General features: G+C 65.3%; 24 protein-coding genes and 1 pseudogene. 6 read left to right on the forward strand and 19 right to left on the reverse strand.

The window, feature by feature from the left end:
• Nucleotides 1-241: 241 nt before the first annotated feature.
• The 10 genes and pseudogenes from QCM77_RS01960 to flgB form a co-directional block, all read right to left on the reverse strand.
• Nucleotides 242-949, reverse strand: coding sequence for a glutathione S-transferase (locus tag QCM77_RS01960; RefSeq protein WP_279681707.1), 708 nt, complete (start codon nt 947-949; stop codon nt 242-244).
• Between the two features lie 78 nt (nt 950-1,027).
• Nucleotides 1,028-1,246 (reverse strand): annotated as a pseudogene (locus QCM77_RS01965) (lectin); the annotation flags it as partial.
• A gap of 226 nt (nt 1,247-1,472) precedes the next feature.
• Entirely contained in the window at nt 1,473-2,453 is a 981-nt protein-coding gene (locus QCM77_RS01970) for a Tim44 domain-containing protein (protein ID WP_279681709.1), read from the reverse strand.
• 225 nt (nt 2,454-2,678) lie between these two features.
• Nucleotides 2,679-5,261 (reverse strand): cell cycle histidine kinase CckA, encoded by a 2,583-nt coding sequence (gene cckA / locus QCM77_RS01975; protein ID WP_279681710.1) that lies wholly within the window; start codon nt 5,259-5,261, stop codon nt 2,679-2,681.
• A 154-nt stretch (nt 5,262-5,415) separates the two neighbouring features.
• Nucleotides 5,416-6,495, reverse strand: a complete 1,080-nt coding sequence (flhB, locus tag QCM77_RS01980; RefSeq protein ID WP_279660633.1) for a flagellar biosynthesis protein FlhB — start codon at nt 6,493-6,495, stop codon at nt 5,416-5,418.
• A 10-nt stretch (nt 6,496-6,505) separates the two neighbouring features.
• Complete coding sequence (gene fliR, locus QCM77_RS01985; RefSeq protein WP_279660632.1) at nt 6,506-7,276, reverse strand: flagellar biosynthetic protein FliR; 771 nt, start codon at nt 7,274-7,276, stop codon at nt 6,506-6,508.
• Nucleotides 7,277-7,293: 17 nt separating this feature from the next.
• A complete protein-coding gene (gene fliQ / locus QCM77_RS01990; protein ID WP_007612284.1) occupies nt 7,294-7,557 on the reverse strand; it encodes a flagellar biosynthesis protein FliQ in 264 nt (87 codons plus the stop codon).
• Nucleotides 7,558-7,643: 86 nt separating this feature from the next.
• Complete coding sequence (gene fliE, locus QCM77_RS01995; RefSeq protein ID WP_247328395.1) at nt 7,644-7,952, reverse strand: flagellar hook-basal body complex protein FliE; 309 nt, start codon at nt 7,950-7,952, stop codon at nt 7,644-7,646.
• A 16-nt stretch (nt 7,953-7,968) separates the two neighbouring features.
• Nucleotides 7,969-8,394 carry a flagellar basal body rod protein FlgC gene (flgC, locus tag QCM77_RS02000; protein WP_027567607.1) on the reverse strand — a complete coding sequence of 142 codons (426 nt, stop codon included), beginning with the start codon at nt 8,392-8,394 and terminating at the stop codon, nt 7,969-7,971.
• A gap of 72 nt (nt 8,395-8,466) precedes the next feature.
• The gene (flgB, locus tag QCM77_RS02005) at nt 8,467-8,871 is read right to left on the reverse strand and encodes a flagellar basal body rod protein FlgB (RefSeq protein WP_279660631.1); all 405 of its coding nucleotides are present in this window, start codon (nt 8,869-8,871) and stop codon (nt 8,467-8,469) included.
• 346 nt (nt 8,872-9,217) lie between these two features.
• Between flgB and QCM77_RS02010 the strand changes: the two genes are divergently transcribed.
• Together QCM77_RS02010 and fliP are read left to right on the forward strand one after the other, a co-directional pair.
• Nucleotides 9,218-10,195, forward strand: a complete 978-nt coding sequence (locus QCM77_RS02010; RefSeq protein WP_279681711.1) for a flagellar biosynthetic protein FliO — start codon at nt 9,218-9,220, stop codon at nt 10,193-10,195.
• Entirely contained in the window at nt 10,192-10,953 is a 762-nt protein-coding gene (gene fliP / locus QCM77_RS02015) for a flagellar type III secretion system pore protein FliP (protein WP_279660629.1), read from the forward strand. Before QCM77_RS02010 ends, fliP begins: the two co-directional genes overlap by 4 nt.
• A 168-nt stretch (nt 10,954-11,121) precedes the next feature.
• Here the strand turns inward: fliP and QCM77_RS02020 are convergent, their stop codons facing one another.
• The 6 genes from QCM77_RS02020 to fliL form a co-directional block, all read right to left on the reverse strand.
• Nucleotides 11,122-11,358: a hypothetical protein gene (locus tag QCM77_RS02020; RefSeq protein WP_279660628.1), complete on the reverse strand. Its 237-nt coding sequence runs from the start codon at nt 11,356-11,358 to the stop codon at nt 11,122-11,124.
• 81 nt (nt 11,359-11,439) lie between these two features.
• Nucleotides 11,440-15,222 (reverse strand): tetratricopeptide repeat protein, encoded by a 3,783-nt coding sequence (locus QCM77_RS02025; protein ID WP_279681712.1) that lies wholly within the window; start codon nt 15,220-15,222, stop codon nt 11,440-11,442.
• Between the two features lie 63 nt (nt 15,223-15,285).
• Nucleotides 15,286-16,047 (reverse strand): MotE family protein, encoded by a 762-nt coding sequence (locus QCM77_RS02030; RefSeq protein WP_279681714.1) that lies wholly within the window; start codon nt 16,045-16,047, stop codon nt 15,286-15,288.
• Nucleotides 16,048-16,056: 9 nt separating this feature from the next.
• Nucleotides 16,057-16,503 carry a DUF6468 domain-containing protein gene (locus tag QCM77_RS02035; protein WP_247297202.1) on the reverse strand — a complete coding sequence of 149 codons (447 nt, stop codon included), beginning with the start codon at nt 16,501-16,503 and terminating at the stop codon, nt 16,057-16,059.
• On the reverse strand, nt 16,500-17,702 hold the full coding sequence (fliM, locus tag QCM77_RS02040; RefSeq protein WP_279681717.1) for a flagellar motor switch protein FliM: 1,203 nt from the start codon (nt 17,700-17,702) through the stop codon (nt 16,500-16,502). Before fliM ends, QCM77_RS02035 begins: the two co-directional genes overlap by 4 nt.
• A gap of 19 nt (nt 17,703-17,721) precedes the next feature.
• Complete coding sequence (gene fliL, locus QCM77_RS02045; RefSeq protein WP_279681719.1) at nt 17,722-18,222, reverse strand: flagellar basal body-associated protein FliL; 501 nt, start codon at nt 18,220-18,222, stop codon at nt 17,722-17,724.
• A 381-nt stretch (nt 18,223-18,603) separates the two neighbouring features.
• Here fliL and flgF point away from each other — a divergent pair, with 381 nt between their 5' ends.
• Genes flgF through flgH form a run of 4 tightly spaced genes read left to right on the forward strand, consistent with a single transcriptional unit; the run spans nt 18,604 to nt 22,091 of the window.
• The gene (flgF, locus tag QCM77_RS02050) at nt 18,604-19,365 is read left to right on the forward strand and encodes a flagellar basal-body rod protein FlgF (protein ID WP_279660623.1); all 762 of its coding nucleotides are present in this window, start codon (nt 18,604-18,606) and stop codon (nt 19,363-19,365) included.
• Nucleotides 19,366-19,381: 16 nt separating this feature from the next.
• Nucleotides 19,382-20,170, forward strand: a complete 789-nt coding sequence (gene flgG, locus QCM77_RS02055; RefSeq protein WP_211397591.1) for a flagellar basal-body rod protein FlgG — start codon at nt 19,382-19,384, stop codon at nt 20,168-20,170.
• Between the two features lie 10 nt (nt 20,171-20,180).
• The gene (gene flgA / locus QCM77_RS02060; RefSeq protein WP_279660622.1) at nt 20,181-21,323 is read left to right on the forward strand and encodes a flagellar basal body P-ring formation chaperone FlgA; all 1,143 of its coding nucleotides are present in this window, start codon (nt 20,181-20,183) and stop codon (nt 21,321-21,323) included.
• 3 nt (nt 21,324-21,326) lie between these two features.
• Nucleotides 21,327-22,091 (forward strand): flagellar basal body L-ring protein FlgH, encoded by a 765-nt coding sequence (gene flgH, locus QCM77_RS02065; RefSeq protein WP_279660621.1) that lies wholly within the window; start codon nt 21,327-21,329, stop codon nt 22,089-22,091.
• Nucleotides 22,092-22,342: 251 nt separating this feature from the next.
• Here the strand turns inward: flgH and QCM77_RS02070 are convergent, their stop codons facing one another.
• From QCM77_RS02070 to QCM77_RS02080, 3 genes are all read right to left on the reverse strand, one after another.
• Nucleotides 22,343-23,122 carry a 2-keto-4-pentenoate hydratase gene (locus QCM77_RS02070; protein WP_279681721.1) on the reverse strand — a complete coding sequence of 260 codons (780 nt, stop codon included), beginning with the start codon at nt 23,120-23,122 and terminating at the stop codon, nt 22,343-22,345.
• A 526-nt stretch (nt 23,123-23,648) separates the two neighbouring features.
• Nucleotides 23,649-24,059 carry an RNA polymerase-binding protein DksA gene (gene dksA / locus QCM77_RS02075; RefSeq protein WP_007602124.1) on the reverse strand — a complete coding sequence of 137 codons (411 nt, stop codon included), beginning with the start codon at nt 24,057-24,059 and terminating at the stop codon, nt 23,649-23,651.
• Nucleotides 24,060-24,229: 170 nt separating this feature from the next.
• Nucleotides 24,230-24,841, reverse strand: coding sequence for an NAD(P)-dependent oxidoreductase (locus QCM77_RS02080; RefSeq protein WP_279681726.1), 612 nt, complete (start codon nt 24,839-24,841; stop codon nt 24,230-24,232).
• Nucleotides 24,842-24,944 lie beyond the last annotated feature (103 nt).

Raw genomic sequence — 24,944 nt, forward strand, 5'->3', positions numbered from 1 at the left:
GCAGCACGGGACAATGCGCAAGACCAAACATCGCGGCATCGCTCGGGTCGCCGCCGACTTCCTGCTCAATCTGATCGCCTACAACCTGATCCGCATTCCCAAACTACTTGCCACATAGCCACCCCGCGCCGGGGTAACCCGGCGCCAAGCCGAACACGACATCCAACCTCCAGCGCTCCGCCCCGACAGCGACCGAACAAAGACAAGAAAACTCTCGACTTCATAGTTTTTCAGCAGACTGTTAGCCATCCAACTCGCGGTAGCGGCGGAAGATGCCCTGCTCGTTGAAGGCAATGCGGCGCTCGCTGTCGAGATAGGCCTTGATGTTCGGCCGCTCGGCGACGCGATCGTGCAGGCGGACGAGGCCCGGGATATCTGCCTCGAACGCCTTCATGCGCTTCGGGAAAGCGTAGCGCAGCCCGTCGACGATCTGGAACAGCGAGAGATCGACATAGGTGAGCTTGCGGCCGGTGACATACGCGCCGCCATTGTCCTGAACGAGCTGTTCGAAATAGCCGAGATATTTCGGCACGCGCTCGCCCCAGAAGTCGGCCGTGCGCTTCTTCGCCGGCGGCTTCTGATCTTCGTAGTAGAGCGAGGGCCCGAGCGGATGATGAGTGTCGTGGATCTCGACCACAAAATCGGTGATCGTCAGCTGGAGCTGGTGCACCCAGAGTTTTCCGCCTTCCGTCTTCGGCGCAAGGGCGTGGCGGGCGCCGAGATAGAGCAGGATGTTGGCGGTCTGGCCGACGACGAGTTTTCCCGCTTTGAGGAATGGCGGCGCAAAGGGCGGCGTCCCCTTGTGCGCGTCCATCATCTTCATCATCGCGCTGGTTCCGCGCGGACCGCGCGCCACGTCGACGTAAGCCGCGCCCGCCTCCTCCAGCGCCAGCCGCACATATTCGCCGCGGCCCTGGATCTCGGGCCAATAATAGAGCTCGTATTTCATGGAAACTGTCCGTGATTGCGTTGCGGCAGGTGTAGCACGCAACCACGAACTCCATGACGGCGGAGAGAGTTCCGCGCCTCAATTCGCCGCAAAACAATACAGCAGGCCGTCGCCGCCCGTGCTCTTCAGATCGGCCTGCGAGCAGCCGCCGTCGGGGCCGCGCGAGGGATGCGAGCTGTTCCACGATTTCGATGGCTCGTCATCGCGCAGGCCTTGACGATCGGCGTGGCCGACGACCGCCGCGCCTTGCGTGCTCGACGACCAGTTCTTGCAGGTCTTGTCGTCACCCGCGGAAAAGCGCCTGCGCCGATGGCGCCGCAAGCAAGGCCACAGCGAACGCAAGACCTGAAATTGTCACGGATCTCCCGATACGGATCATCTTGTCCTCCAGTTGTGTTTTTCGTTGGCCGCCAGATTTCAACCCGATCGCGCCCGCTTATTCCGATGCCGCGATCCGTGACGTCCCAAAAGAAAAAGGCGCCGTGCAATAAGCACGACGCCTTGGTTTCTAAGTCGTCTGCGATCAATTGGTCTGCTGGATCGCCGACAATTCCCAGGCGACGCCCGGACGGCGGGCAAAGGTCCAGACTTCGGTGGCCTCGCCCGGCTGCTCGCTACCGGCGACAATCGCGCCGGTGTTGCGATCGAGCGTCTTGTCGGTGAGCGCGAAGCGCAGCGCCACCGTCGCGTAATCGGTCTCGCCTTCGCGCCAGGATTCCGCGAGGTCGCCCTGCAACAGCTTCACATTGCCGACCTTGTTGACGACGTTGCGGGCGCGGTTCTGGCCGAGGTCCTGCTCGAAATAGGAGACCATTTCCGGCGTCGCGAGCGTGTGCAACTTGGCCACGTCCTCGTTCGACCACGCGGACTGGACCTCGCCGAGCAGGCGCTCGAACGCCTCATAGTCGTCCGGCTTGATCTCGAGCGGCGCGTTGTTGGCGCCGAAGCCGAAGCCGCCGCCAAGACCACCAGCAAGACCACTACGATTGTTCGCCTGCGGTCCCGGACCGGCACCGGCGTCAGCATTGGCATAGGCCGCCTGCGGGGTGTGGCGGCGCTGCCACCAGGACATCGCCAGCCGAACCACGAGCACCACGAGCGCGATCTGGATGATCAGGCCGATGATCGACGACAGGCCGCCGAGGCCGCCGAACAGGCCACCGCCGAACAGCATGCCGAGCAGGCCCGCGCCGAGGAAGCCGGCCGCAAGGCCGCCCAGGAAACCGCCGCCGCGGCCGAACAGGCCGCCACGCGCGGGTGCGGCGGCAGCCGAGTTCATGCCTGCGCCCGGCTGGGTGTAGGTGCGGTTGAACTGCGAGGTCGAGCCCGGCGCGGTCGTGGTCGACGGCGGGGCCGAATAGGTCCGCGAGCCGCGCGAACCCGACGACATGCCGCCACCGACGCGCGCGTCGGCGGATGAGATCGCCAGCGCAGTCGGCAGCGCAAGCGCCAGCACGACGGCAATCGTCTTGAAGAGGCTGCGGGAGCGTTGCGAGAACTTCATGTGCGTTTCCCAAATCCCCGGATGGGGCGTGCCCCTAAGATGGGCAGCCTTCCGTAAAAAGGAAGCCACTATCGGAACTTATGGCTGCGGCCCTCAGTCGCGGGGATGTGGCAAAAGCCCATGTTTGGCGGCAGCTTGGCCGGGGACGCGCAGGAACCGCGGTCGCGGGTTACCGTCGCTTTGCGACGGAATTTCGCTTTTTCCTTCGTTATTGCGTTGAAGCCCTCACCCCGCCTTCTGCATCGTCTCCTTCACGGCCGCCACGAGCTGGCTGAGCGTGAACGGCTTGGGCAGGAAGTCGAACTGCTGGCCTTCGGGCAGGCTCTTCTCGAACGCGTCCTCGGCGTAGCCGGAGACGAAGATGAACTTGATGTCGGGGTTCTTCTCGCGCATCGCCTTGAGCAGGGTCGGGCCGTCCATCTCCGGCATCACGACGTCGGAGACGACGAGATCGATGCCGCCGCTCTGCTCTTCCAGCAATTCCATCGCCTCGACGCCGTTCTCGGCCTCGACCACGGTGTAGCCGCGCGAGCGCAGGCCGCGTGCGTTGAGCGCGCGCAGGCCCTCTTCGTCCTCGACCAGGAGGATGGTGCCCTGTCCGGTGAGATCGGTGCGGGGCTTGGCGTCCGCTGCGGGCCCGGCTTCCTTCGCGGCACCGTTGGTGGCGCCAACGACCGCCGCCGGCTGCTCGACCTGCACCTCCGGCTCGGCATGATGGCGCGGCAGGAAGATGTGGAACGAGGTGCCCTGCCCCGGCTCGGAATCGACATAGATGAAGCCGCCGGTCTGCTTGACGATGCCGTAGACCGTGGAGAGACCGAGGCCGGTGCCCTTGCCGACTTCCTTGGTCGAGAAGAACGGCTCGAAGATCTTGTCGCGGATGTCGGCGGGAATGCCGGTGCCGGTGTCGGCGACCTCGATCCGCACATAGTCCGCGGCCGGCATGCCCTTGTAGGCGAGCCTGGCCGCTTCCTCAGTGGTGACGTTGGCGGTGCGGATGATCAGCTTGCCGCCGTCGGGCATGGCATCGCGCGCGTTCACTGCGAGGTTGACGATGACCTGCTCGAACTGGGAGACGTCGACCTTGACCGGCCAGAGGTCGCGGCCGTGGATGGTCTCCTGCTTGACCTTCTCGCCGATCAGGCGGCGCAGCAGCATGGCGAGGTCGGAGAGCGCATCGCCGAGGTCGAGCACCTGCGGCCGCAGCGTCTGCCGCCGCGAGAACGCCAGCAACTGGCGCACCAGCGTGGCGGCGCGCGTCGCGTTCTGCTTGATCTGCATGATGTCCTGGAACGACGGATCGGTCGGCTTGTGCGCGTTCAGCAGGAAGTCGTTCGCCATCATGATGGCGGAGAGCACATTGTTGAAGTCGTGGGCGATGCCGCCGGCGAGCTGGCCGACCGTCTCCATCTTCTGCGACTGGTTGATCTGGTTCTCCAGCGCGCGCCGCTCGGTGGTCTCGAGCATGTGCACGATGGCGACTTCCGCGTCGTTCTCGGCCGTGTCCACAGGCGTGACGAAGAACTGGCCCCAGCGCTCTTTGGTTCCTTCGAGCGCCACTTCGACCGGCGCGACGTCGGCCTGACCCTCCGCGGCCTGGTTGATGGCCGTGATCAAAAGGTGCCGGTCGCGCGAATTGACCGCGCGGAAGATCGACTTGCTGGCACTGTCGAGCCCCAGCGCCTGGCCGAGCTTGCCGTAGCGCGCATTGGCGCGCACGACGTTGCCGCCGCGGTCGACCGTCGCGATCGCCATCGGGGTATGGTCGAAGAAGCGCATGAAGCGGACTTCGGCGGCGCGGTCCGGATCGCTGCGCTCGTCCCGGGCACGGCTGATCACCAGCGTGCGCGACGGCCCCGGCGCACCGTCGGCGCCGAAGGCGAGCTTGTGATAGAGCCGCACCGGCATGGTCTTGCCGGTGCGCATGCGCAGGTCGATGTCGAAGACTTCCGTCTTGACTTCGCCCGGCACCGCCACGATCGCGGTGAGCAGCGAAGCGCCGTCGCCGGAGACGATGTCGGTGAGCTTCAGCCCGCCCGAGCCGATCTCGGCGAGGTCGTAGTCGAGCCAGTTCGCCAGCGTCGCGTTGACATAAGCGAGCTCGCCGGCCGGATTGACCGAGAAGAAGCCGCAAGGCGCGTGATCGAGATATTCGATCGCGTGCTGGAGCTCCTGGAACACGTCCTCCTGGCGCTCGCGGTCGCGGGTGATGTCGGCGATCGACCACACCGCGTATTTCGTCTCGCGCTTGCCCGTGCCGAGCGGGCGCACCCGCATGCGCAGCCAGCGGCCCTGGCTGCCGTCATGGCCGGAGATTCGCACCTCTTCCTGCTGCCGTTTGCCTTCGCGCGCGGCCTTGAGCAGACGGAACACGGCTTCGGAGACGTCGGGGTTGCCGATGAAGACGCGCTCCACGGGCCGCACCTCCTGCGGGCCGGTGGCGCCGGTCAGCGTCAGATAGGCGGCGTTGGAATAGACCACATGGCCGCGCGGATCGGTCACGGCCAGGCCGTCGAAGGCGTGATCGGCGATGCGCCCCATCACGGGATCGTCGAGATTGCGATCGACGAAGCGGATGATGCCGGCGGCGAAGGCGAACAGGTTGAACAGGCCGACCATCGCCAGCACGGCGAGGATGCCGAGGATATAGGGCTGCGCCTGCGCGCGCCCGAGCGTCATCAGCCCGACGGCAACGGCGACGAGGCCGGCGGCCACCAGCAGCACCAGCGCAATGCTGCCCGAGCGCGGCGACGGCTCGTGCGCCGCAACGGGCTCGCGTGTGAGGTCGTGGTCGGTCTCGGCAGTCATCTCAAGCTGGCACAGCCTGTCGGCAGAGAATCAACGCGCTACGGGGCGCGTGGGGTCCTCCCTGCCTGAATCGGACCCGCAGGCGCAAGGGCAGCAGGGGCGAAAGGTACGCTGATTCCCAGATTACGGCCATTTCCGGTACTTCTCGGGGGTTTTATTGCCGGCCGGCGCCGAATCCGCTCTTCAGACGCATGACGTAGCCGATGACTTCGGCGACCGCATGGTAGTGCTCGGTCGGGATTTCCTGGTCGATCTCGACGGTGGCGTAGAGCGCGCGGGCGAGCGGCACGTTCTCGACGATCGGGATGTCGTGCTCGCGCGCGATCTCCCGGATCTTGAAAGCGAGGTTGTCGACGCCCTTGGCGACGCAGATCGGCGCCGACATGCCGCGCTCATAGGACAGCGCGATCGAATAGTGGGTCGGGTTGGTGATGATCACGGAGGCCTTGGGAACCGCCGCCATCATGCGCTTCTTGGACCGCTGCTGGCGCAGCTGCCTGAGCTTGCCCTTGATGTGCGGGTCGCCTTCGGACTGCTTGAACTCTTCCTTGATCTCCTGGAGCGACATCTTCTGCCGCTGGAACCAGCTGCGATACTGGAAGAAATAGTCGCCAATGGCGATGATCGCGAGCGCCGCGACCACCGCGCCGAGGAGATGAATGGTCAGGCTGGTGGTGGCGCCGAGCATGGCCGCCGGATCGAGCCTGACCATCGCCTCCATGCGATGCCGTTCCGGCCACAGGATCGTGGTCATGACCGTGCCGAGCACGATCAGTTTGCCGAGACCCTTGAGGAAGTTCGCCGCCGCTTGCTTGCCGAAGATGCGCTTGAGGCCTTCGGCAGGCGACAGCTTGCTGAACTTGGGCTTGAGCGATTCGGCCGACCAGACCAGGCGGTGCTGCAGCATGTTGCCGGCAATTGCCGCCAGCACCAGCATCAGCAGCGGCACGCCGACCGCCGCGAGCACCGCGACTTCGATCTGCTGCATCAGGGCGAGCAGAGCCCTGCCGTCGGTCTTGATCATCCAGGAATTGGCGAGCAGGTTGCGCATCGGCGTCATCAGCCCGCTGCCGACCGATCCCGAGAAGGTCGAGACCACAAGCGTGCCGCCCGCGATCATGAACCAGGTGTTGATCTCCTGGCTCTTGGCGACATCACCGCGTTCGAGCGCCTCTTCGAGACGTTTTTGCGTCGGGTCTTCTGTTTGACTCTCTGGATCGTTGTCTTCCGCCATCGATCCCTCGTTATCTGAGCGGCATCATCTGGTGCATGACACCGATGAAATAGTCGAGATACGTGCCCATCATCGCCGTGAGCACCACGGCGAGCACCAGGAACCCCGCGAAGATCGACAGCGGCACGCCGACGAAATAGACCTGCATTTGCGGCATCAGCCGCGCCAGCACGCCGAGGCCGATGTTGAAGACGAGGCCGAACACCAGAAACGGTCCGGAAAGTTGCAGGCCCAAACGGAATGCGGCGGCAAAAGCCCGCGTCGCCAGCGCAGCGATATCGCCGCTCGACACGGTCTCGCCCGGCGCGAAGATCGTGTAGCTGTCGTTCAGCGCCGCGATCACCAGATGATGGCTGTCGGTCGCGAACAGCAGCGTCACCCCGAGCATCGTCAGGAAATTGCCGACCAGCACGCCCTGCTGTCCCTGCGTCGGATCGACCGAGGTGACGAAACCGAGCCCCATCTGCTGCGCGATCACGGCACCGGCAACCTGGAGCGCCGACAGCGTCACGCGCGCGGTGGCCCCCAGCACGATGCCGATCACGATCTCATGCAGCATCAGGACCAGCAGCGGCGCGATCGAGCCCATGTCGACGTGATAGGCATTGCGATGCAGCGGCAGGATGATCAGCGTGAGCAGCAGCGCAATCGACAGCTTGATCCGCGTCGGGATATTGGTCTCGCCCAGGCCCGGCAACAGCATCACCATCGCACCGACCCGGGCGAAGGCGAGCATGAAGGAAGCGGCGAGCGCCGGCAGCAGCGAGACGTCGATGCGCATGACCGGCGCATTGTGCCTCAGCCGCCGATGATTCGCGACGATATCCGCAGCATGTGGGAATGCAGTGCGTCGGCCATGAACGGCAACGCCAGCAGCATTGTGGCAAAGATGGCCAAGATCTTCGGCACGTAGATCAGCGTCTGCTCCTGGATCTGCGTCAGCGCCTGGAACAGCGACACGACGACGCCGACCACGAGCCCGACCACCATCAGGGGCGACGACACGATCACGATGGTCCAGATCGCATCACGCGCGACGTCGAGGGTTTCGGGTCCGGTCATTGCACAATTCCTTTGTCTTATTCCTCGCCTCCCACCACTCTAGCGAGCGATGCGAAGGCCTATCCCCGTCACTGCGAGCGCCGAAATCAGATCGGCATCTTCATGATGTCCTCATAGGCCGCGATCACGCGGTCGCGGACCGAGACCAGCGTGGACACCGCAACATCGGTGTCTGCGACCGCCGTCACCACGTCCATTACGTTGGCCTTGCCGGCGGCCATCGCCACCGTCTGCGCATCGGATTTGCGGCCGGACTCCATGACGCTGCCGACAGTGTCTTTCAGAAGAGAGGCGAAGGACTGCCCGCTCGGCTCGCTGCCCTTGCCGGCACCGCTGTTCTCCAGCACGCGGGCGAGGTTTGCATAGGCGTTGGCGGCAATTGTCGGTGTTGCCATGGCTCAAATGTCCTGTTCAGCTCTTGAGGATGTCGAGGGTGCGCTGGATCATCCGGCGCGTCGCACTGATGATGTTGAGATTGGCCTCGTAGGACCGCTGCGCGTCGCGCATGTCGGTCATCTCGACCACCGAGTTCACGTTGGGATATTTGACGTTGCCGGTCGCATCCGCCGCCGGATTGTTCGGCTCGTATTTGGTGCGAAAGTTGGACTGGTCGGGCTTGATCCTGCCGAGGGTGACGACCTGCGCGTCGAGCGTGCGGTCGAGCGCCGAGGAGAAGGTCGGCACCTTGCGCCGGTAGGGATCGCCGCCGGCACTCTGCGACGTCGAATCCGCATTCGCGATATTCTCCGAGATCACCCGCATGCGCCCGGCCTGCGCCCGCAGACCGGAGGTCGCGATTGCCATCGAGCGGGCAAAGTCGCTGCTGTCATTCGCCATGATCTACCTCCAGCTCTCTTTTTTGAGCATGATCTGGTCGGAAAACCGCTGCACACTTTTCCGGATCATGCTCTAGCCTTTGCCAATCGCGGTCTTGAGCAGATGCAGGCTCTTCGAATAAAGCGAGGTCGCCGCCGCGTAGTCCATCTGGTTGCTCGCGGCCTTCATCATCTCCTCTTCGAGATTGACGGCGTTGCCCGCGGGACGGGTCTCAAAGCCCGCATTCTTGTTCTGGTCGAATCCGGAGGCCGCTCCTGACGGCGCCATGTGGGAACCGCTGGTGCGGGTGAGCGCCAAAGGGCCCATCGAACCCGTGACGGCGCCGCCCTTGTCCAGTTTCGGCTCGACCAGGTCGCGCGGCCGGAATTTGGGCGTGTCGGAATTGGAGACGTTCTCGGACAGGACGCGCTGGCGCTCCTGGTGCCACTGCATCTTGGTGCGAAGCGCCGACAGCACCGGGAGGTCGTTGATGGACATCTTGCGGCTCCTTCCGCCTCTCGGATCAGGTCCGAAGCTAGGCAGAATTTGCCGCCTGTATGGTTAACAGCTGGTTAAAGATGTCACAGGCAGATGTCCCCCGCCGGAACACAAATGCGGGCGCCCGTGATTCTACGCCTCCAAAAGTGGCATTAACCCAACCGCTTGGCGGCGCGTGCACAGGCCAAGAAGTCGTTTTGGATCGAGCGATTCATAGGTTATTAAGAGTTGGGGACGGCAAAACTTGCCGTGGGACGTTAAGAGATAGCAGTTTGGGGCATCGTACGCCGGTGGTTGGCACATCTGACCACGGGCACGAGAAAAGCGCCATTTGTCGGGGACAAGTATGCAAGGCAGCCCTATCACCTTCATCGTCGCGTTCATCGTCGTTCTGGCGTTGATCGGCGTCGCTGCATGGCTGGTTCGCCGATTCGCCACCAGCCGGCTCGGCGCCAACACCCAGCGCGGCCGGATGCCCCGGCTCGCCGTGATCGATGCCGCCGCGGTCGACGGTCGCCGCCGTCTGGTGCTGGTCCGGCGTGACAATGTCGAGCATCTCCTGATGATCGGCGGCCCCACCGACATCGTCGTCGAGCCCAACATCGTGCGCGCAGCGCCCGGCCGCGACCAGCTCCCGCAGCGTCCCAATGCCGCCGAGCCGCCGCGTCTTGCGCCGATGCCTGATACCAGCGGCTGGGCCGAAGAAGCACTGCGGCCCGAGCTGCTCGATCATCCCGAACCGCAAATGCCCGAGCCGCCACCGCGGCCCGCGCGCCCGTCCTTCGCCGACGAAGTGCGCCGGCCCGCTCCCGCGCTGGCCGAACGCCGCAACGAGCCGCCGCTGGCCGGCTTCACGTCCGAGCCGCTCGCGCCGCGCCCCGAGCGCGAACTGCGTCCCGAACCTATTCCGCCGCGCGTTGCGCGCAGCGAACCCCCTCTGATGCCGCGTCCGCCGCGCCAGAGCGAGCCGGTGAAGGTGCCTCCAGTGCGCGCCGAGCGCGCAGCCGCACCACCTCCTCCTCCGCCTGTGCCGCAGGCTCCGCCCGTTCCGCCGCCGGCGCCCGCTCCTGCGGCGCCATCGAGCGCCGAGCAGAATCTCGCCGAGATGGCGCAGCGGCTAGAAGCTGCGCTGCGCCGCCCCGCCGGCGAGACGCTTGCCCCTCCGGTCGCGCCGGAGCCCCCGGCCGCTCCCCCGCGTGTGGCCCGCAGCGAGCCGCCGGCACCACCGGCCCCGCCCGCAAAGCCGGCCCCGGAAAAGACCAGCTTTGAAAATCTCGAAGACGAGATGGCCTCGCTGCTCGGCCGTCCGAAGCCGTCTTCGTGAGGCTGCCGGCCCTCCCGCGTAGAGTCCTTTTTCTTTTTGTCCTGATCGGCGCGGCTTCGCTCGCGAGCCCTTCGCATGCGCAGGACATCAGCATCAATCTCGGCGGCGGCGGCGCAGGCGGTGGCGGCGTCACCGAGCGCGCGATCCAGCTGATCGCGCTGCTGACGGTGCTGTCGATCGCACCGTCGATCCTGATCATGATGACGTCGTTCACGCGCATCGTGGTCGTGCTGTCGCTGCTGCGCACCGCAATGGGCACGGCGACCGCGCCGCCGAACTCGGTGATCATCGCGCTCGCGATGTTCCTCACCTTCTTCGTGATGGGACCGGTCCTGCAAAAATCCTATGACGAAGGCATCCGTCCGCTTGTCGCCAACCAACTCGGCGTCGAGGACGCGCTCCAGCGCGCCGCCGTCCCCCTGCGCGGCTTCATGCAGAAGAACGTGCGCGAGAAGGACCTCAAGCTGTTCCTGGATCTGTCCGGCGAGCCGCCGCCTGCCACTCCCGACGAGCTCGGCTTACGCATCCTCGTCCCCGCCTTCATGATCTCCGAGCTGAAGCGCGCCTTCGAGATCGGCTTCCTGCTGTTCCTGCCCTTCCTGATCATCGACCTCGTCGTCGCCTCCGTGCTGATGTCGATGGGAATGATGATGCTGCCGCCGGCAACCATCTCGCTGCCCTTCAAGCTGATCTTCTTCGTGCTGGTCGACGGCTGGTCGCTGGTGGCGGGGAGCTTGGTGCAGAGCTACGGGGGCTAGCGGCGACCGTGCACGCGGTCATGCCCCGGCTTGACCGGGGCATCCAGTACGCCGCGGCTTCTCGATCCAATCGCTGAAGTCTCTGGGATACTGGATCGCCCGGTCACGCCGGACGATGACACCGAGAGCGCGGCTCACGCCGGCGACGCGACGTGGAACGGTCCGCCCCTACCCCTTCACATCATACTGCTTGCTGAGGTGATCGCCGATCTGCACCAGCATGGCGACGCTTTCGGGGAAACCGGGCCGGTCTCGCATGGCCTGGTCGGCATCGACGCGGAACTCCCAGCGGTCGCCGTCGCGGACGATCGAGATGATCAGGCCGTCGGGGCCATCGGCATGGACCTTCAATTCGGCCCGCGCCATGGCGATGAGTTCGGCTTCGGTCTTGGCAGGCTTGCTCATATCGACGCTCTCCCGGCATGAAGATGCATCAGGTTGCCGCCTTGTGCGGCACCTGTCGAGAGGCGAGAGGTAGCAGGGTTCCTACCGCGACATCTTGATCTGCCGCACGACGGGGATCGTGGGCAGCGAGCCGGTGTGGTCGGACTCGTCCTTGGCCTGCGGCGAGGCCGGCGCGCGGGCGGTGGCGTCAGGGAAGCGCTGCTTCATCTCGCGCAGGAAGCCGTCGAGCGTGTCGACGCTGGCAGCGAGCTTGGCGATCTCGGCGAATTCGGCGCTGGAGGCGCCGGTCGGTTTGCTGGCGATGTCGAAGGCGAGCCGATCGGCGCTCTCGCTCATCAGGGGCGCATATTTCTCGCGGAAGCGCGACAGGCCGATCGAGTCGTCGGCGAGCGCATAGCCGACGGCGGCGCGGATGATGTCGCTCTTCTCCACCGTGTTGAGCGGCTTGAAGTCGCGGAAACGCTCGCCGTAATAGAGCTCGATCTGCTCGGCGGATTCACGCCAGCGCCGCGCCGCCCAGAAGATGTCGGAGCGCAGGCGCAGCACCTCGCGCCCCGAGACGTTGGAGACGATGTCGAGCGCGAGATCGTGGCGGCCGACGTCGCTCTGCGCGCGCGCCTCCAGCAGCAGGCGCTGCTGCCTGAGTTCGCCGGAGAGGTCGCTGATACGGCTCGCGCGCAGCGCCGTGATCGCCATGTCGGGTCTGCGGTTGGCGAGATAGATCATGGAAAGGCGCGCGGCCACCTGCGCGCGCGCCGCGCCTTCGAGGCGGTGGTCGACCTGGTATTGCAGGAGTTCGGCGGCCTGGTCGAGCAGATCGATCGAGGCGAGACGGTCGGCGAGGCGTCGGATCAGTTCGTCGCCGCGACGGCCGATCGGCGTCAGCTCGCGGAATTCGTAGAACATCCCGAGCGCTTCGACCGGCGGCAGCTCGTCGCCCTTGGGCCCCAGGAAGATCTGCGTGAACAGGTCGGAGGCGAGGTCCTGCGCCTGGCGCGAGGCTTCCGCGTTCGGCTGCAGCTTTGTCGCGGTACGCGCCGCGGTGAGCGCGTCCCGGTAGCGCCCGTTCTCGGCAAACATCTGCGACAGCATCTGGAGCGTCTTGACCTCGATCGAGTCGCCGCGCCAGGTCATCGAGAGCGTTTCGAGCTCGCGCAGCGCGTCTTCCTTGCTGATCTCGTCGCGCTTCTGCCGCAGCGCGACCTCGAGCTGCTTGGCCTCGGCCGCAGCCGGCCGGTCGGTCGAGCCGACCGCGAACTTGTAGTCGTCGAGCGCGTCCCTGTCGTGGCCGAGCGCCTCGGCGAGCCGGCCGCGCAGCACGGCGAAGCCGGGCGCGGCCTCGGGCGAGACGCCGACCACCTCGAGCTCGCTGCGGCGCTTGGAGGCGCCGGCATAGTCCTTCACCTCGAGCGAAGCGCGCATCGCCTCCATCGTCACGATGCGCTGGATGTCGAGCGGCAGCGAGGCGATGGCGAATTCGACGTTCTTGAATTTTTCGCGCGCATCGGCCCATTTGCCCTGGCGTGCATAGGCGAGCGCCTTCCAGAGCTGGGAATCGTGGCTGTTGCCGATCACGGGGTTGGCGAGGTCCTTCAGGCCCTGCGCCGGCCGGCCGATCAGGATGCTCGCGATCGCATGCATGATCAGCGCACCGCTCTCCTCCTTGTTGAGGGGATCGGCCAGCATCAATTCGGTGACGGCCTTGGCCTCGTGATACATCGCGCGCGACATGTAGAATTGCGCGAGGTCGAGCCGCGGCAGCGAACGCAGCGCCGGTTCGACGTTGGAGATCGCCGTGATCAGCTCGTTCTGGCGCGCTATGAAGTTTTCCGACTGGCCCTTGCGCCAGCCTTCGGGGCTGAAGATCGGCCGCACTGCGGTCGGGGCGCGCTCGGCCGAGATGTCGACCGGCGACAGCGTCAGCCCGCCCTTCTTGCCGAGGATGACCTTGTCGGACCCGACCTCGACGCCGACCTCGTCGGAATTCGGCCGGATCGCGATCCCATGCGCAGATTCCAGCAGCGCGAGATCGACGAGGTCCTGCCGCTTGATGAAGCCGCGCACCGGCCGCTGCGCGGTGACGACATAAAGCGTATCGCCGGCGTCGGGATCGGTGAGCTTGTGCAGAAGGCCCGGATTGGCGAAGGGGATCGCGATGTTGGCGAGCGCGGGGTCGGTGATGTTGCGCGACATCATCAGCGGCAGCGGCGTCGCCTGGATCTTGTCGGCGAGCGTCAAGAGCCAGTTGGTCTCCTTGCCGACCTCCTCGCTCGTCAGCGAATAGACCAGCGGCCGGGTGAGACGGATGCGCACCGCCTGTCCCTTGTCGAGCGGGATGCGGCCGACTTCGCCGATCATCGCACCGCCCTTGGTGCGGATCGCCTCGACGTCGATCGGCTTCGGCGTATCGAACACCAGCCAGACGGTATCGCCACGGCGGAACGCCGCCGCAGGAGTTGCGACCTGAAGCGGAAAGGTCACGCGCAGGCCGTCGCTGTCGCGGCGGGCATCGACGCTGGCAACAGCGGGCTGCGGCGCGGCGGGCGCCTCTGCTGGCGCAGCCTTGACAGCTTCCTTGACCGGCTCCTTCGCAGCTTCCTTCGCGACCTCTTTGGGCGCTTCGGCCATGACGGGCTTCGCAGGCGCGACCGCGGCTTCCGCAGCAGGCGCCAAGGTCTTTGAAGCTTCCTTGGGCGCCTCCGCAGCGTGCGCGGCTTCGGCCGCGGGAGCCGGCGCCGATTTCGGCGCTTCAGGAGGCGGCATTGCGGCGGGCGCCTCCGGCTTCACCTCGGGCTTGACATCGATCCTGGCTTCGCGCGCGATCGTCTCGGACGTCGGCGGCGCGATCTCGCGATGCGCGTCCTTCGGCTTCTCGGCCGCCGGCTTTTCAGGCGCAGGCGCAGGTCCGTGAGCGGTAGGCTTGGCCTGCGCGATCGCCGCCTCGGCCGTCGTGGCCATCTTGCCCTTGTCCGGCTGGAAGGAGATGTCGACGACGTAGTTCTTCTCGTCGCGGAACGAATGCACGTCGGAATCGCCGATCAGCGCGATCTCGACACTGGTCTGATCGATGTCGGCCTTCTGCTTGATCGAGGCGACGTTCGGCGGCGCTGCGACGACCGCGTCCGCCAGATCGAAATTAAGGTTGGCGTTGAAGGCGAGCGTGAGCTTCTGCTCGTTGAGCACGGAGGACACGCCGACGCCGTCGGGCATCTCGAACACGAAGCGGACGAAGGTGGGCTGCACCGAGGCGCGCACGCGGATCTGCGGACGCTTCTTGCCCTCGGCCACGGCGCGCTGGGCGCGCAGGGCGCGTTCGGCGACGCGCGCGCGCTCGGCGAGTTCCTTGACCACGTCCATGGGCAGGCTCGGCGGCGGTCCCTTCCAACCCTCCGGCAGGAGGTCGATGAAGGTGCGTTCGCCGGCATTCATGGTGTTGACGGTGACGCGCCGCGCCAGCGACAGGCGGATGGCGCCGCCGTCGGGATCGCGGCGGGCGGAGTTGACGTAGTCGGGCGCGCCTTCCGGGACGCGATCGACGGGAACGTCGACCGCCCGGTCGAAGCGGATGACGAGAATGGAGCCGGCCGTCGTCACCTCGGAGGGGACGTCCTCGCCGAGCTTGATCACGAGACGGGCAAAGCCGCCGCCGGCGGAGAAAGTCGCCTCGCCCCGGATAGCATCGGCCGCCCGGACAGGCGCACTGAAGCCGATCAGCAGGCCGGCTGCCAGCAGCGGCGCCACGCGGACATGACGCGACAGCCCCCGCGCCAGGGCGCGGGCTCGCGACACAAATCCAGCGGCAGCCTCTCGCGCCATTGGCGGCATTGGCGGCATTTCTTCCGGTTCGACGGTCCACGCCGGCATTGCTGCCGGCCCCTGCCCTCGACTGTAGATTTTGCCAATTAAGGACTTCTTAAGTATGAGCCTTCAATTCGGCTTTTGCGTCGGCTTGCCGTCGATCTTGGGCAGCTCGCCGGCCGAGGCGGACTGATCGCCGCCGCCATTGGCCCGGCGGGCCATCTCGACCGTCAGCCGCTCGGCCGCCTCCGGCGACATCAGCCCCATGATGTCCGACATCTTTCTCGGCGCGATCTGCGAGGCGATCTCGATCAGCACGCCCATTTCCAGGCGGTCGAACACCCGCGCGGCGTCCTTGGGCTTCATGCCCTCATACATGGTCACGAGGCCCTTCATGCGCTGGGCTTCTGCGGCCTTCTGCTCGGCCTGCGTCGCGGAGATACGGGTTTCTACCGCCTTCATCTCCTCAACCTTGTTTTCGATGCGCTTCTCGGCGGATTTCAACAGGCTCTCGCGGATGTCGATCTCGCGCTGGCGGGCCTCGATCTCCTGGCGGCGCGACTGCAGGCGTTCCAGGATCGCGCGCTCCGAGGCCGAGATCTGCGGCTGGGCTTCCTCGACCTTGACCACGGTGCCTTCGGGCTTGGTCTCTGGGGCGGCCGGCTTCGGCGTCTCCTTCGGCGCGCCATGGGTCGAGCCCGTGATATCGGGATCCTCGCGGCCGGTCGGGAAGTTCAGATTCTCCTGCGCCCAGGATTTCTTGGTCGGGCTCGGCCTGTAGTCGAAGACATAGCCGCCATTGATCACGAGGCCCGCGACCTTCAGCGTGGCGAGGCCTGCGACGGCAACCAGCACGACCGGAATGACGCGGATGTTGCGAAAGGACTTCATACCCTGACTTTATGCGGCAAGACCGTTGGACCTCCGGCGTTCGGAGAAGGCTTCGGCCGCAGCCGCCACCGCCTTCGCCGACGAGGGCTTGGCTGCGGGCGCGGCGACCGTTTCCGGGTTCGTCACGGGGCGCGCGGCGACCGCGATCTTGGACAGGCGCCGAACCACGTTATCGGCTTCGCCGAGCTGCTTGTAGAGCTGCTCGGACATCTGGGTCGCCGCCGCAAGCTGGCTGCCGAGGTTCTCGTTGACGTCGCGCACCGCGAGCTTCAGCCCGCCGATCGCGCGCTCGGCGATCTCGGTTGCGGTAATCAGCTCGCCGATCACCGCCTTCAGCGAATGCTCGTCCGCCTTCAGCCGCGTCAGCCGCTTGTTGAGCGTGACGCAGTAGACGATGGTCAGCATCAGCAGGATAGCCACCAGCGTCTCGATCGCCATTCCTAGGGAGTGGTTCATGGGGCCTCCATCATCTTGTTCTGCTCGTCGACCTTTTCGAACATCGCAAGTGTCGTACTTGGCTTGCGCAGGGGTTTCGTCACCCGAATCGCGACGCGATCGCCGACCCGGCCCATGCGTCCTTCGGTGATAGTGACGTCGCCGCAGCGAACAGTGACGTTGGCATCCGCGCGCATGTCCAGCGGCAGCGTGTCGCCGACCTTCAGCCGCATCAGCTGCTTGAGCGGAATGTCGGCTTCGTAGAGCACGGCGTCGACGGAGATCTCGGCCTGGACGATCTCGGTGGCGAAATGGCCTTCCCAGATCTGGTCGCGGCCGAACTTTTCGCCCATGAACATCTGGAGCAGGACGCCCCGGATCGGCTCGATGGTCGCGTAAGGCAGCAAGAGCTCGATGTTGCCGCCGCGATCTTCCATGTCGATGCGCAGGCGCACCAGTATCGCGGCGTTGGCAGGACGGCTGATCGCGGCGAAACGCGGGTTGGTCTCGAGCCGGTCGATCGTGAAGGTCACCGGCGACAGCGGCCGGAACGCCTGTTCGGCATCGGCCATGACGACCTCGACCAGCCGTTTGACCAACTCTGTCTCGATCGTGGTGTAGGGCCGGCCCTCGATGCGGAGCTGGCTCGAGCCGCGGCGGCCGCCGAGCAGCACGTCGATCATCGAGTAGATCAGGCTGGAATCGACCACCGCCATGCCGAAATTGTCCCACTCTTCGGCCTTGACGACGGTGAGGACGGCGGGCAGCGGGATCGAGTTCATGTAGTCGCCGAAGCGCACCGAGGTGATGCGGTCGAGCGAGACTTCGACGTTGTCGGAGGTGAAATTGCGCAAGGAGGTCGTCAGCAACCGCACCAGGCGGTCGAAGACGATTTCGAGCATCGGCAGACGCTCGTAGGAGACCATCGCCGAATCGATGATGGCGCGAATGCCGGAATGGTCGTCGAGCGTGACGTCGCCGACCGCGAAGCCGAGGAGGTTGTCGATCTCCTCCTGCGACAGCACCCGCTCGCCGGAATTCTTGCCGGCGCCGAGATCGCGGCTGCCATCCTCGACCATGGCCGCCCATTGCAGGGCCATGGTCTCGGATAGTTCGTTTTCGGCGGCAGCCTTCGCGGCCTCGGCGGGATCCTCGGAATCGAGCGAGGCCTCCCATTGGGCGGCAATTGCATCCTGGTCTGGTTGGTCGGTGCCTGCCATGATCCCTAGCCCGTCATGCTCACTGGATCACGACTTCCTTGAACAGCACTGCGCTGACCTGGACCGGGGCGACCGCCGCGTTGACGCGCTTGGTCAGCTCTTCCTTGAGGCGGAAGACGCCGGCGGAACCGTTGAGGTCGGAGGAGCGCAACTCGCGCACATAAGTCTGGAAGATGTCGGTGATGCGCGGCATCGTCGGCTTGATCGCCTCGATCTGCTTCTCTTCCTTCAGCTCCAGCACGATCTTGAGCTTCAGATATTGCACGCGCTCGCCCGGCGCGCCGGCGAGGTTGACCATGATGTCGGGAACCTCGACGAAAGCCGGCGGCTTCGGCGGGGGCGCCGCCTCGGCGTGATGCTCGTCGTCGCCGTGACGGAAAAAGAAGAACCAGGTCGCGGCACCGCCGCCGAGGACGGCGAGCAAGCCCACGGCCATGATGATGATCTTGAGCTTGTTCTTCGGCGCAGCGGCTTCCGCGCCTTCGGTGGCTGCGCCGCCTTCCGCTTCATTCTCTGCCATGGTCGCCGCGCTCGTTCATCTCTCGAATGGGTCGAAAAAGCGAAGCTCCTGGCAGACAGTGACGCGATACAAATGCCCCAGCGCGATGCGCTCCTCTTACGCGCAAACGCTACGGTAATAATGGTTAACGGAACCTTTCGATTGGGCCTTCACTAGGAAAAATCTGCCGGGCAAACATGGCTAACAGAACCTTTCTGCCGCCTCCCCGCACCCTCGAAAAAACGACAAAGCATTGAAATTACGCAATTTTCCAGCTTGGCACGAGTTTCGCTGAGAAAGGGCCGAGACCAAAGGTTTGGGAGAACCTGAGGTCTCGTTCACGGGATCGGCCAAGGCGCTTGGGAGAGCGAGGTGGCGGATCTCACTCAGGGGAGATTTCCGATGCAGAACGCGCTTCTGATCGGCTTGTCACGGCAGATGACGTTGGAACGGCAGATGGATGTCATCGCCAACAACGTCGCCAATGCCAACACCAACGGCTTCAAGGCCGACCATTCGCTGTTCGAGGAGCACCTCAACTCGAACGCGCGTGAAGACAATTTCGTCGGTTCCGATCGCCGGGTCTCCTATGTGCAGGACCGCGGCACCTTCCGCGACGTCGGCCAGGGGCCGATGGAGCCGACCAAGAATCCGCTCGACATGGCGATCAGCGGCGACGCCTATTTCGCGGTGCAGGCCAATGGCGCCGAGCGCTACACCCGCGACGGCAAATTCTCGCTCAACAGCACCGGCCAGCTCGTCACCTCCGACGGCAACCTCGTGCTCGGCACCGGCGGCCCGATCACCTTCCAGCCGACCGACCACGACATCAACGTTGCCCCCGACGGCACCGTCACGGTGCTCGAGGGCACGGCCAAGAACGACTCGATCCGCGGCAAGGTCCGCATGGCCGCGTTCGACGATCCGGCCAAGCTGACCAAGCTCGGCGCCAACCTCTACAGCGTCGGCTCCGCGATCCCGCGGGCCGACAGCAAGTCGACCGTGCAGCAGGGCTACGTCGAGAAGTCGAACGTGAACTCGGTCGGCGAGATGAGCCGCATGGTCGAAGTCATGCGCAGCTACACCGCCATCGCCAACCTGCTCCAGCAGCAGAGCGACATGCACAAATCGGCGATCGAGAAGCTCGCCGACGTTCCGGCTTGATTGAGGGAGAACTGACATGCAGGCGCTTCACACCGCAGCGACCGGAATGGCGGCACAGGAACTCAACGTTCAGGTGATCTCCAACAACATCGCGAACCTGCGCACCACCGGCTTCAAGAAGCAGACCGCGGCGTTCCAGGACCTGATCTACGAACACGTCCGCCGCGTCGGCGCGCAGTCGTCCGACCAGGGCACCATCCTGCCGGTCGGCGTCGACATCGGCGGCGGCGTCAAGACCGTCGGCACGCCGCGCAGCATGACCCAGGGCACGCTGTCGCAGACCGGCAACGACCTCGACATGGCCATCACGGGCGAAGGCTTCTTCAAGATCCTGATGCCGGACGGCAGCTACCAGTACACCCGCGACGGCACCTTCCAGATGGACAATCAGGGGCGCATCGTCACCGCGCAGGGCAACCCGGTGCAGCCGACGATCACGATCCCGAACAACGCCTCGGGCCTTACCATCAACGTGCAGGGCCAGGTCTCGGTGACGCTGCCGGGCTCGTCGACCTCGGCCGTCCAGGGCCAGATCGGCCTGACCCGATTCATCAACAAGGCGGGCCTCCAGCCGGTCGGCAACAATCAGTTCACGGAGACGCCCTCCTCCGGCCCGCCGCAGGACGGCACGGCGACCGCCGAGGGTTTCGGCAACATCACCCAGAGCAGCCTCGAGCAGGCCAATGTCGATGTCGTCTCGGAAATGAGCGACCTGATCGCAGCCCAGCGCGCCTACGAGATGAACGCCAAGGTGATCAGCGCCGCCGACCAGATGATGCAATCGACCACGGCGCTGTTCCGCTGAGGTGATGACGATGATCCGCACCACCCTCGCCACGATCGCCGCTCTTCTCGCGCTGGCGCTGCCCGCACGGGCCGCCGACGATTTCATCGCAACGCCGACGCTGCGCGCGAGCATCACCGTGACCTCGGACGTGGTGCGGGTCGGCGATCTCATCGACAATGCCGGATCCGCCGCGCTGATCCCGGTCTATCGCTCACCCGATCTCGGCACCACCGGCGCGCTGCCGGTCGCGCAAGTGCTGTCGGTGTTGCGCGCAAAACAGGTGATCGGCGTGATGACCGGCGACATCAAGGAGGTTCAGGTCACCCGTCTCGCCCGCACGCTGGTGAACAAGGACCTCGAAACCGCGGTCGCCTCGGCGCTCGAGCGCCGCTTCGGGCTTGGCGATGCCGCCAACATCACCGTCACGTTCGACCGCGGCATCGCCGACATGCGGCTGGATGCCTCCAACACCGGCGCGCTGCAGCCGGTCGCAACCCGCTATGACGCCCGCAGCGGCCGGTTCGACATCGCCTTCGAGATCAACAACGACAACAATCCGGCGCCGACCAAGCTGCGCTTCACCGGCAACGCGATCGAGACGGTGGAAGTCGCCGTGCTGACGCGCGACATCGACCGCGCCGATCTCCTGAAGTCCTCCGACGTCGCCGTGGAGCGCCGGCCCAAGGCCGAGGTCACCGGTGAGGCCGCCTCGCGCGATCGCACGCTCGGCATGCAGCTGCGCCGGCCGATGCGGGCGGGGACGCCGATCCGCGTCGCCGACATCGTCAAGCCCGACTTCGTGCAGCGCGACCAGAGCGTCACCGTCATCTACCAGGTTCCCGGGATCTACCTCACCACGCGCGGCAAGGCGATCGAGAGCGGCGCCGAGGGCGACACCGTCAGCGTGCTCAACCTGCAGACCAAGCGCACGCTCACAGGCGTCGTCACCGCCCGCGGCCAGGTGACGGTCCAGGGCGCCAGCCAGGCCGCGCCGATGCCGGCCGCGGTCGAGCAGACCTCGTCGCTCAAGCGTGACGAAACGCCCGCCCCCGCCCCTACGGCCGCGGCCCTCGCCCAGAGCCTGATCCAGACCCCGGCGTCCCCGGCCCAGATCGCACAAGCCCAGATCCCGCAAGTTCGCGTCTCGCAAGCTCCAGCCAAGTCAGAGTAAGTCATGTCCAGTTTCAGTTCGGCTTCCCGTCCTCGTCGCATCGCGATCTCCGCCCTGCTGCTGGCGATTTGCGCGCTGGCGAGCGGCTGCTCCTCGATCGACCGCCTGTCGCAGATCGGCGAGCAACCGAAGCTGGCGGCGATCGAAAATCCGACGACACAGCCCGGCTACAAGCCGGTGCAGATGCCGATGCCGAAGCCGGAAGTCGCCTCCTACAATCCGAACTCGCTGTGGCGCAACGGCAGCCGCGCCTTCTTCAAGGACCAGCGCGCGACCCATGTCGGCGACCTCCTGACCGTGACCGTGAACATCACCGACAAGGCCAATATCGCCAACGAGACCCAGCGCAGCCGCACCGCCAAGGAAGATTCGGGAATTACCGATTTTATCGGCAGCCAGACGGTCACGCAGCCGCTCAAGGTCCTGCCCGGTCGGCTTCTCACCACCGACTCAACATCCTCCGCCGACGGCAAGGGCTCGGTCAATCGCCAGGAAGCGTTGCAGACCAACGTCGCCGCGGTCGTGACCCAGGTGCTGCCGAACGGCAATCTCGTGGTCGAAGGCAAGCAGGAGATCCGCGTCAACTACGAGATCCGCGAGCTCATCGTCGCCGGCATCGTCCGCCCCGAAGACATCCAGAGCGACAACACCATCGATTCCAGCAAGATCGCGCAGGCCCGCATCGCCTACGGCGGCCGCGGCCAGATCATGGACGTGCAGCAACCGCGCTACGGCCAGCAAGTCATGGACGTGCTGCTGCCCTTCTAGCCCACTCCCGAGCTCCCACATCGTGTTCGCGAACCTAGGCGCGAACGACGATGTACGACGCGGCCCTCGCTAGCTCCCCTGGCGAGGGCCGCATGTATTTTGCGGTGGCTGCATACAGCGCGTCAGGTCCGCGCAATCATAGCAACGCCGACGATCCAGTATTTCGAGACGTCAGTGATGAACCGAGAAGCCTCGGCGTACTGGATTCCCCGCCTTCGCGGGGAATGACTGCGCAGAGTACCGCAGCGCCCTCACGTGAACTCCGCCTCCACCGTCCCCAGCCCGTCCAGCTCCATCCGCACCTTGTCGCCGGCCTTCAGCCACAGTGTCTTGACCAGGCTCCCCGTCAGCACGAGCTGCCCCGCGTGCAGCCCCTTGCCCTCGGCGGCGAGATGGTTGGCGAGCCAGGCGAGTGCGTTGTGGGGATGGCCGAGCACGTCGGCGCCGGTGCCGTGGCTGACCTCTTCGCCGTTGACGATGGCGCGGCCTTTGATGGCCCTCAGGTCTGGCACCGACGAGCGCTGCACGAGTTCGCCGAGCACGCAGCCGGCGGCGAAGAAATCGTCGGCGATCAAGGTCGGCGCGCCCATCGTCTCCCACTTCACGTAGCGGTCGTCGACGATCTCGATCGCGGGATGATAGGCCTCGACCGCCTCGCCGACCCATTCGGCCGTGAACGGCGCCTCGCCGGCGGCGAGATTGCGCTTCAGCCGCACCGCGATCTCGCATTCGACGCCGACGCGGACGTAGTTGGAGGCGGCGAGCTTGACGCCGCTGTCGTGCACGCCCATCTGGAACACGCCGCCGCCGCAGGGGTGCGAAATGCCGATATAGTCCTGCATCACCTGGCTGGTGCAGCCGATCTTGTAGCCGACGAGCGGGCCGAAATTCTTCAGCAGGAGATCATGCAGCGCGCGCTGGACCTGATAGCCCTCGGCCTCATCGGCCGGGGGAACTTCGAGCGCCGCGAGCGGCGCATGGTTGCGGCGCGCCAGCGCGATCGCCTTTGCGGCTGCGAGAATTGTGTCCATCGGCGCCGGCTCCCACGCTACGCATTCGAGGGCGGCACTTCAGCATCCCCGCCGTGGCGTGACAAGCGCGGGGGCCACGCGGCAACACGTCAACCAGTCCAAACTACCAGTTCAAGCTGGACGACTTGCGGAAGCAGATCGGCCACATCTCAGGAACCTTACGGCCTGCTGCCGGCGTTTAAGGAGATATTGAGCTGGTCCGGGCTTTATGGGGATGCGCGCCTTGTGGCGTCGCAACAGGCCTGATTGCAGCGACGCGTGAAGCTGCTGGATCAGTGTCTCGGCAGTCGAGTCGATGTCGTTGATGCGACTCGCAAAACGTCCCGCACCTGAAGTGAAGGCTGTTTCTGATCCGAACTCACGTGAGGTCGGAGGAGTTGAGTCTAGCCCATTGATCGCGATTCACTTTTCGCGATTGCGCTCGCGCGCCGCAGCGCGCGGTTGCAAGCGACAGGCAAAATGCTGGCCACTGCGCAAAACGACGCGCCTTCCAAAAACAAAGAGCCGCATCTCTGCGGCTCGGACTCTATTCGTCGCGATAGACCTTCTCGCGTTTCTCGTGGCGCTCCTGCGCCTCCACCGAGAGCGTCGCGATGGGCCGGGCCTCGAGCCGCTTCAACGAGATCGGCTCGCCGGTGTCCTCGCAATAGCCGTAGGTGTTATCCTCGATACGCTGGAGCGCGGCGTCGATCTTGGCGATCAACTTGCGCTGGCGGTCACGGGCACGGAGTTCGATAGCGCGGTCGGTTTCGGACGATGCCCGATCGGCGAGATCGGGGTGGTTCACATTCTCCTCCTGCAGGGCTTGCAGGGTGAGCTTGGACTCTTTGAGGATCTCATCCTTCCAGGCGAGGAGCTTCAAACGGAAGTACTCCTTCTGCCTGTCGTTCATAAAAGGCTCTTTTTCGGTCGGTCGGTAGTTTTTCAACTTTTCCAAGGGCGGCCTATCTGTCTAAGCAACGACTCGCAAACGGAACGGGGTCCGCTGAGCGGGGCGTTATATAGCGGCCTCCTGTGACAGACAATGTTTCCCTGATCGCCCGATTGGCGCCCCCAAGCCCTTGCACAGGAAGGTTTATCCTGGAGGGCCCGGGGGCGGCCAAAGGCCTAGTAGCCGACCGTGAAACGCTGCCGCACATGGGCCGGCCGCTCGATCTCGTCGGCGAGCGCAATGGCGTAGTCCGCGAAAGTGATCCAGCTCTTCCCGTTCGCATCTGCGAGAAGCTGGTCGGTCCCAAGCCGGAACTTGCCAGTCCGCTCCCCCTCGATGAAAAGGGCCGATGGCGAGATGAAGCTCCAGTTCAGGTCCTTTTCCTGCCGCAGCAGGTCGAGAAAGGCCGAACCCGCCTCCGCCTCAGCCTTGTACTGAGCCGGAAAACCGGGAGTTGTAACCAGCTTGACGCCCGGAGCGACCTCAAGGCTGCCGGCCCCGCCGACGACGAGATAGCGACCGACCTTGGAGTCCTTTGCCGCGCCGATCAGCTTGAGCGCATCGCTGGCCAGGAAGTGCACGGAACTCACGGCGACGTCGTGCCCGGCCCACAGCTTGGCGAGGCCGGCCTGGTCGAGCACGTCCCCCTTGGTGGGGGTGACGTTCGGCAGGGCCGCGATCTTCTCTGGGTTGCGGGCGATGGCCGTGACGGCGTGGCCGCGGCGGGACAGTTCCTTGGTGATCTCCGAACCGGCCCGGCCCGAGGCGCCGGCGACTGCGATTTTCATGGAAGGCTCCTTTGCTTCTGTGGTAACTAGCAGTGACTAGATATCGCAAAGAGCGCTGGTGTTAAGAGAGCACTTTGTACCTACCTGATTACGCAGAAGTAAC

Origin of the sequence: Bradyrhizobium nivariense (genome assembly GCF_029846695.2) — a bacterium.
In the GTDB taxonomy this organism is placed as follows: Bacteria; Pseudomonadota; Alphaproteobacteria; order Rhizobiales; family Xanthobacteraceae; genus Bradyrhizobium.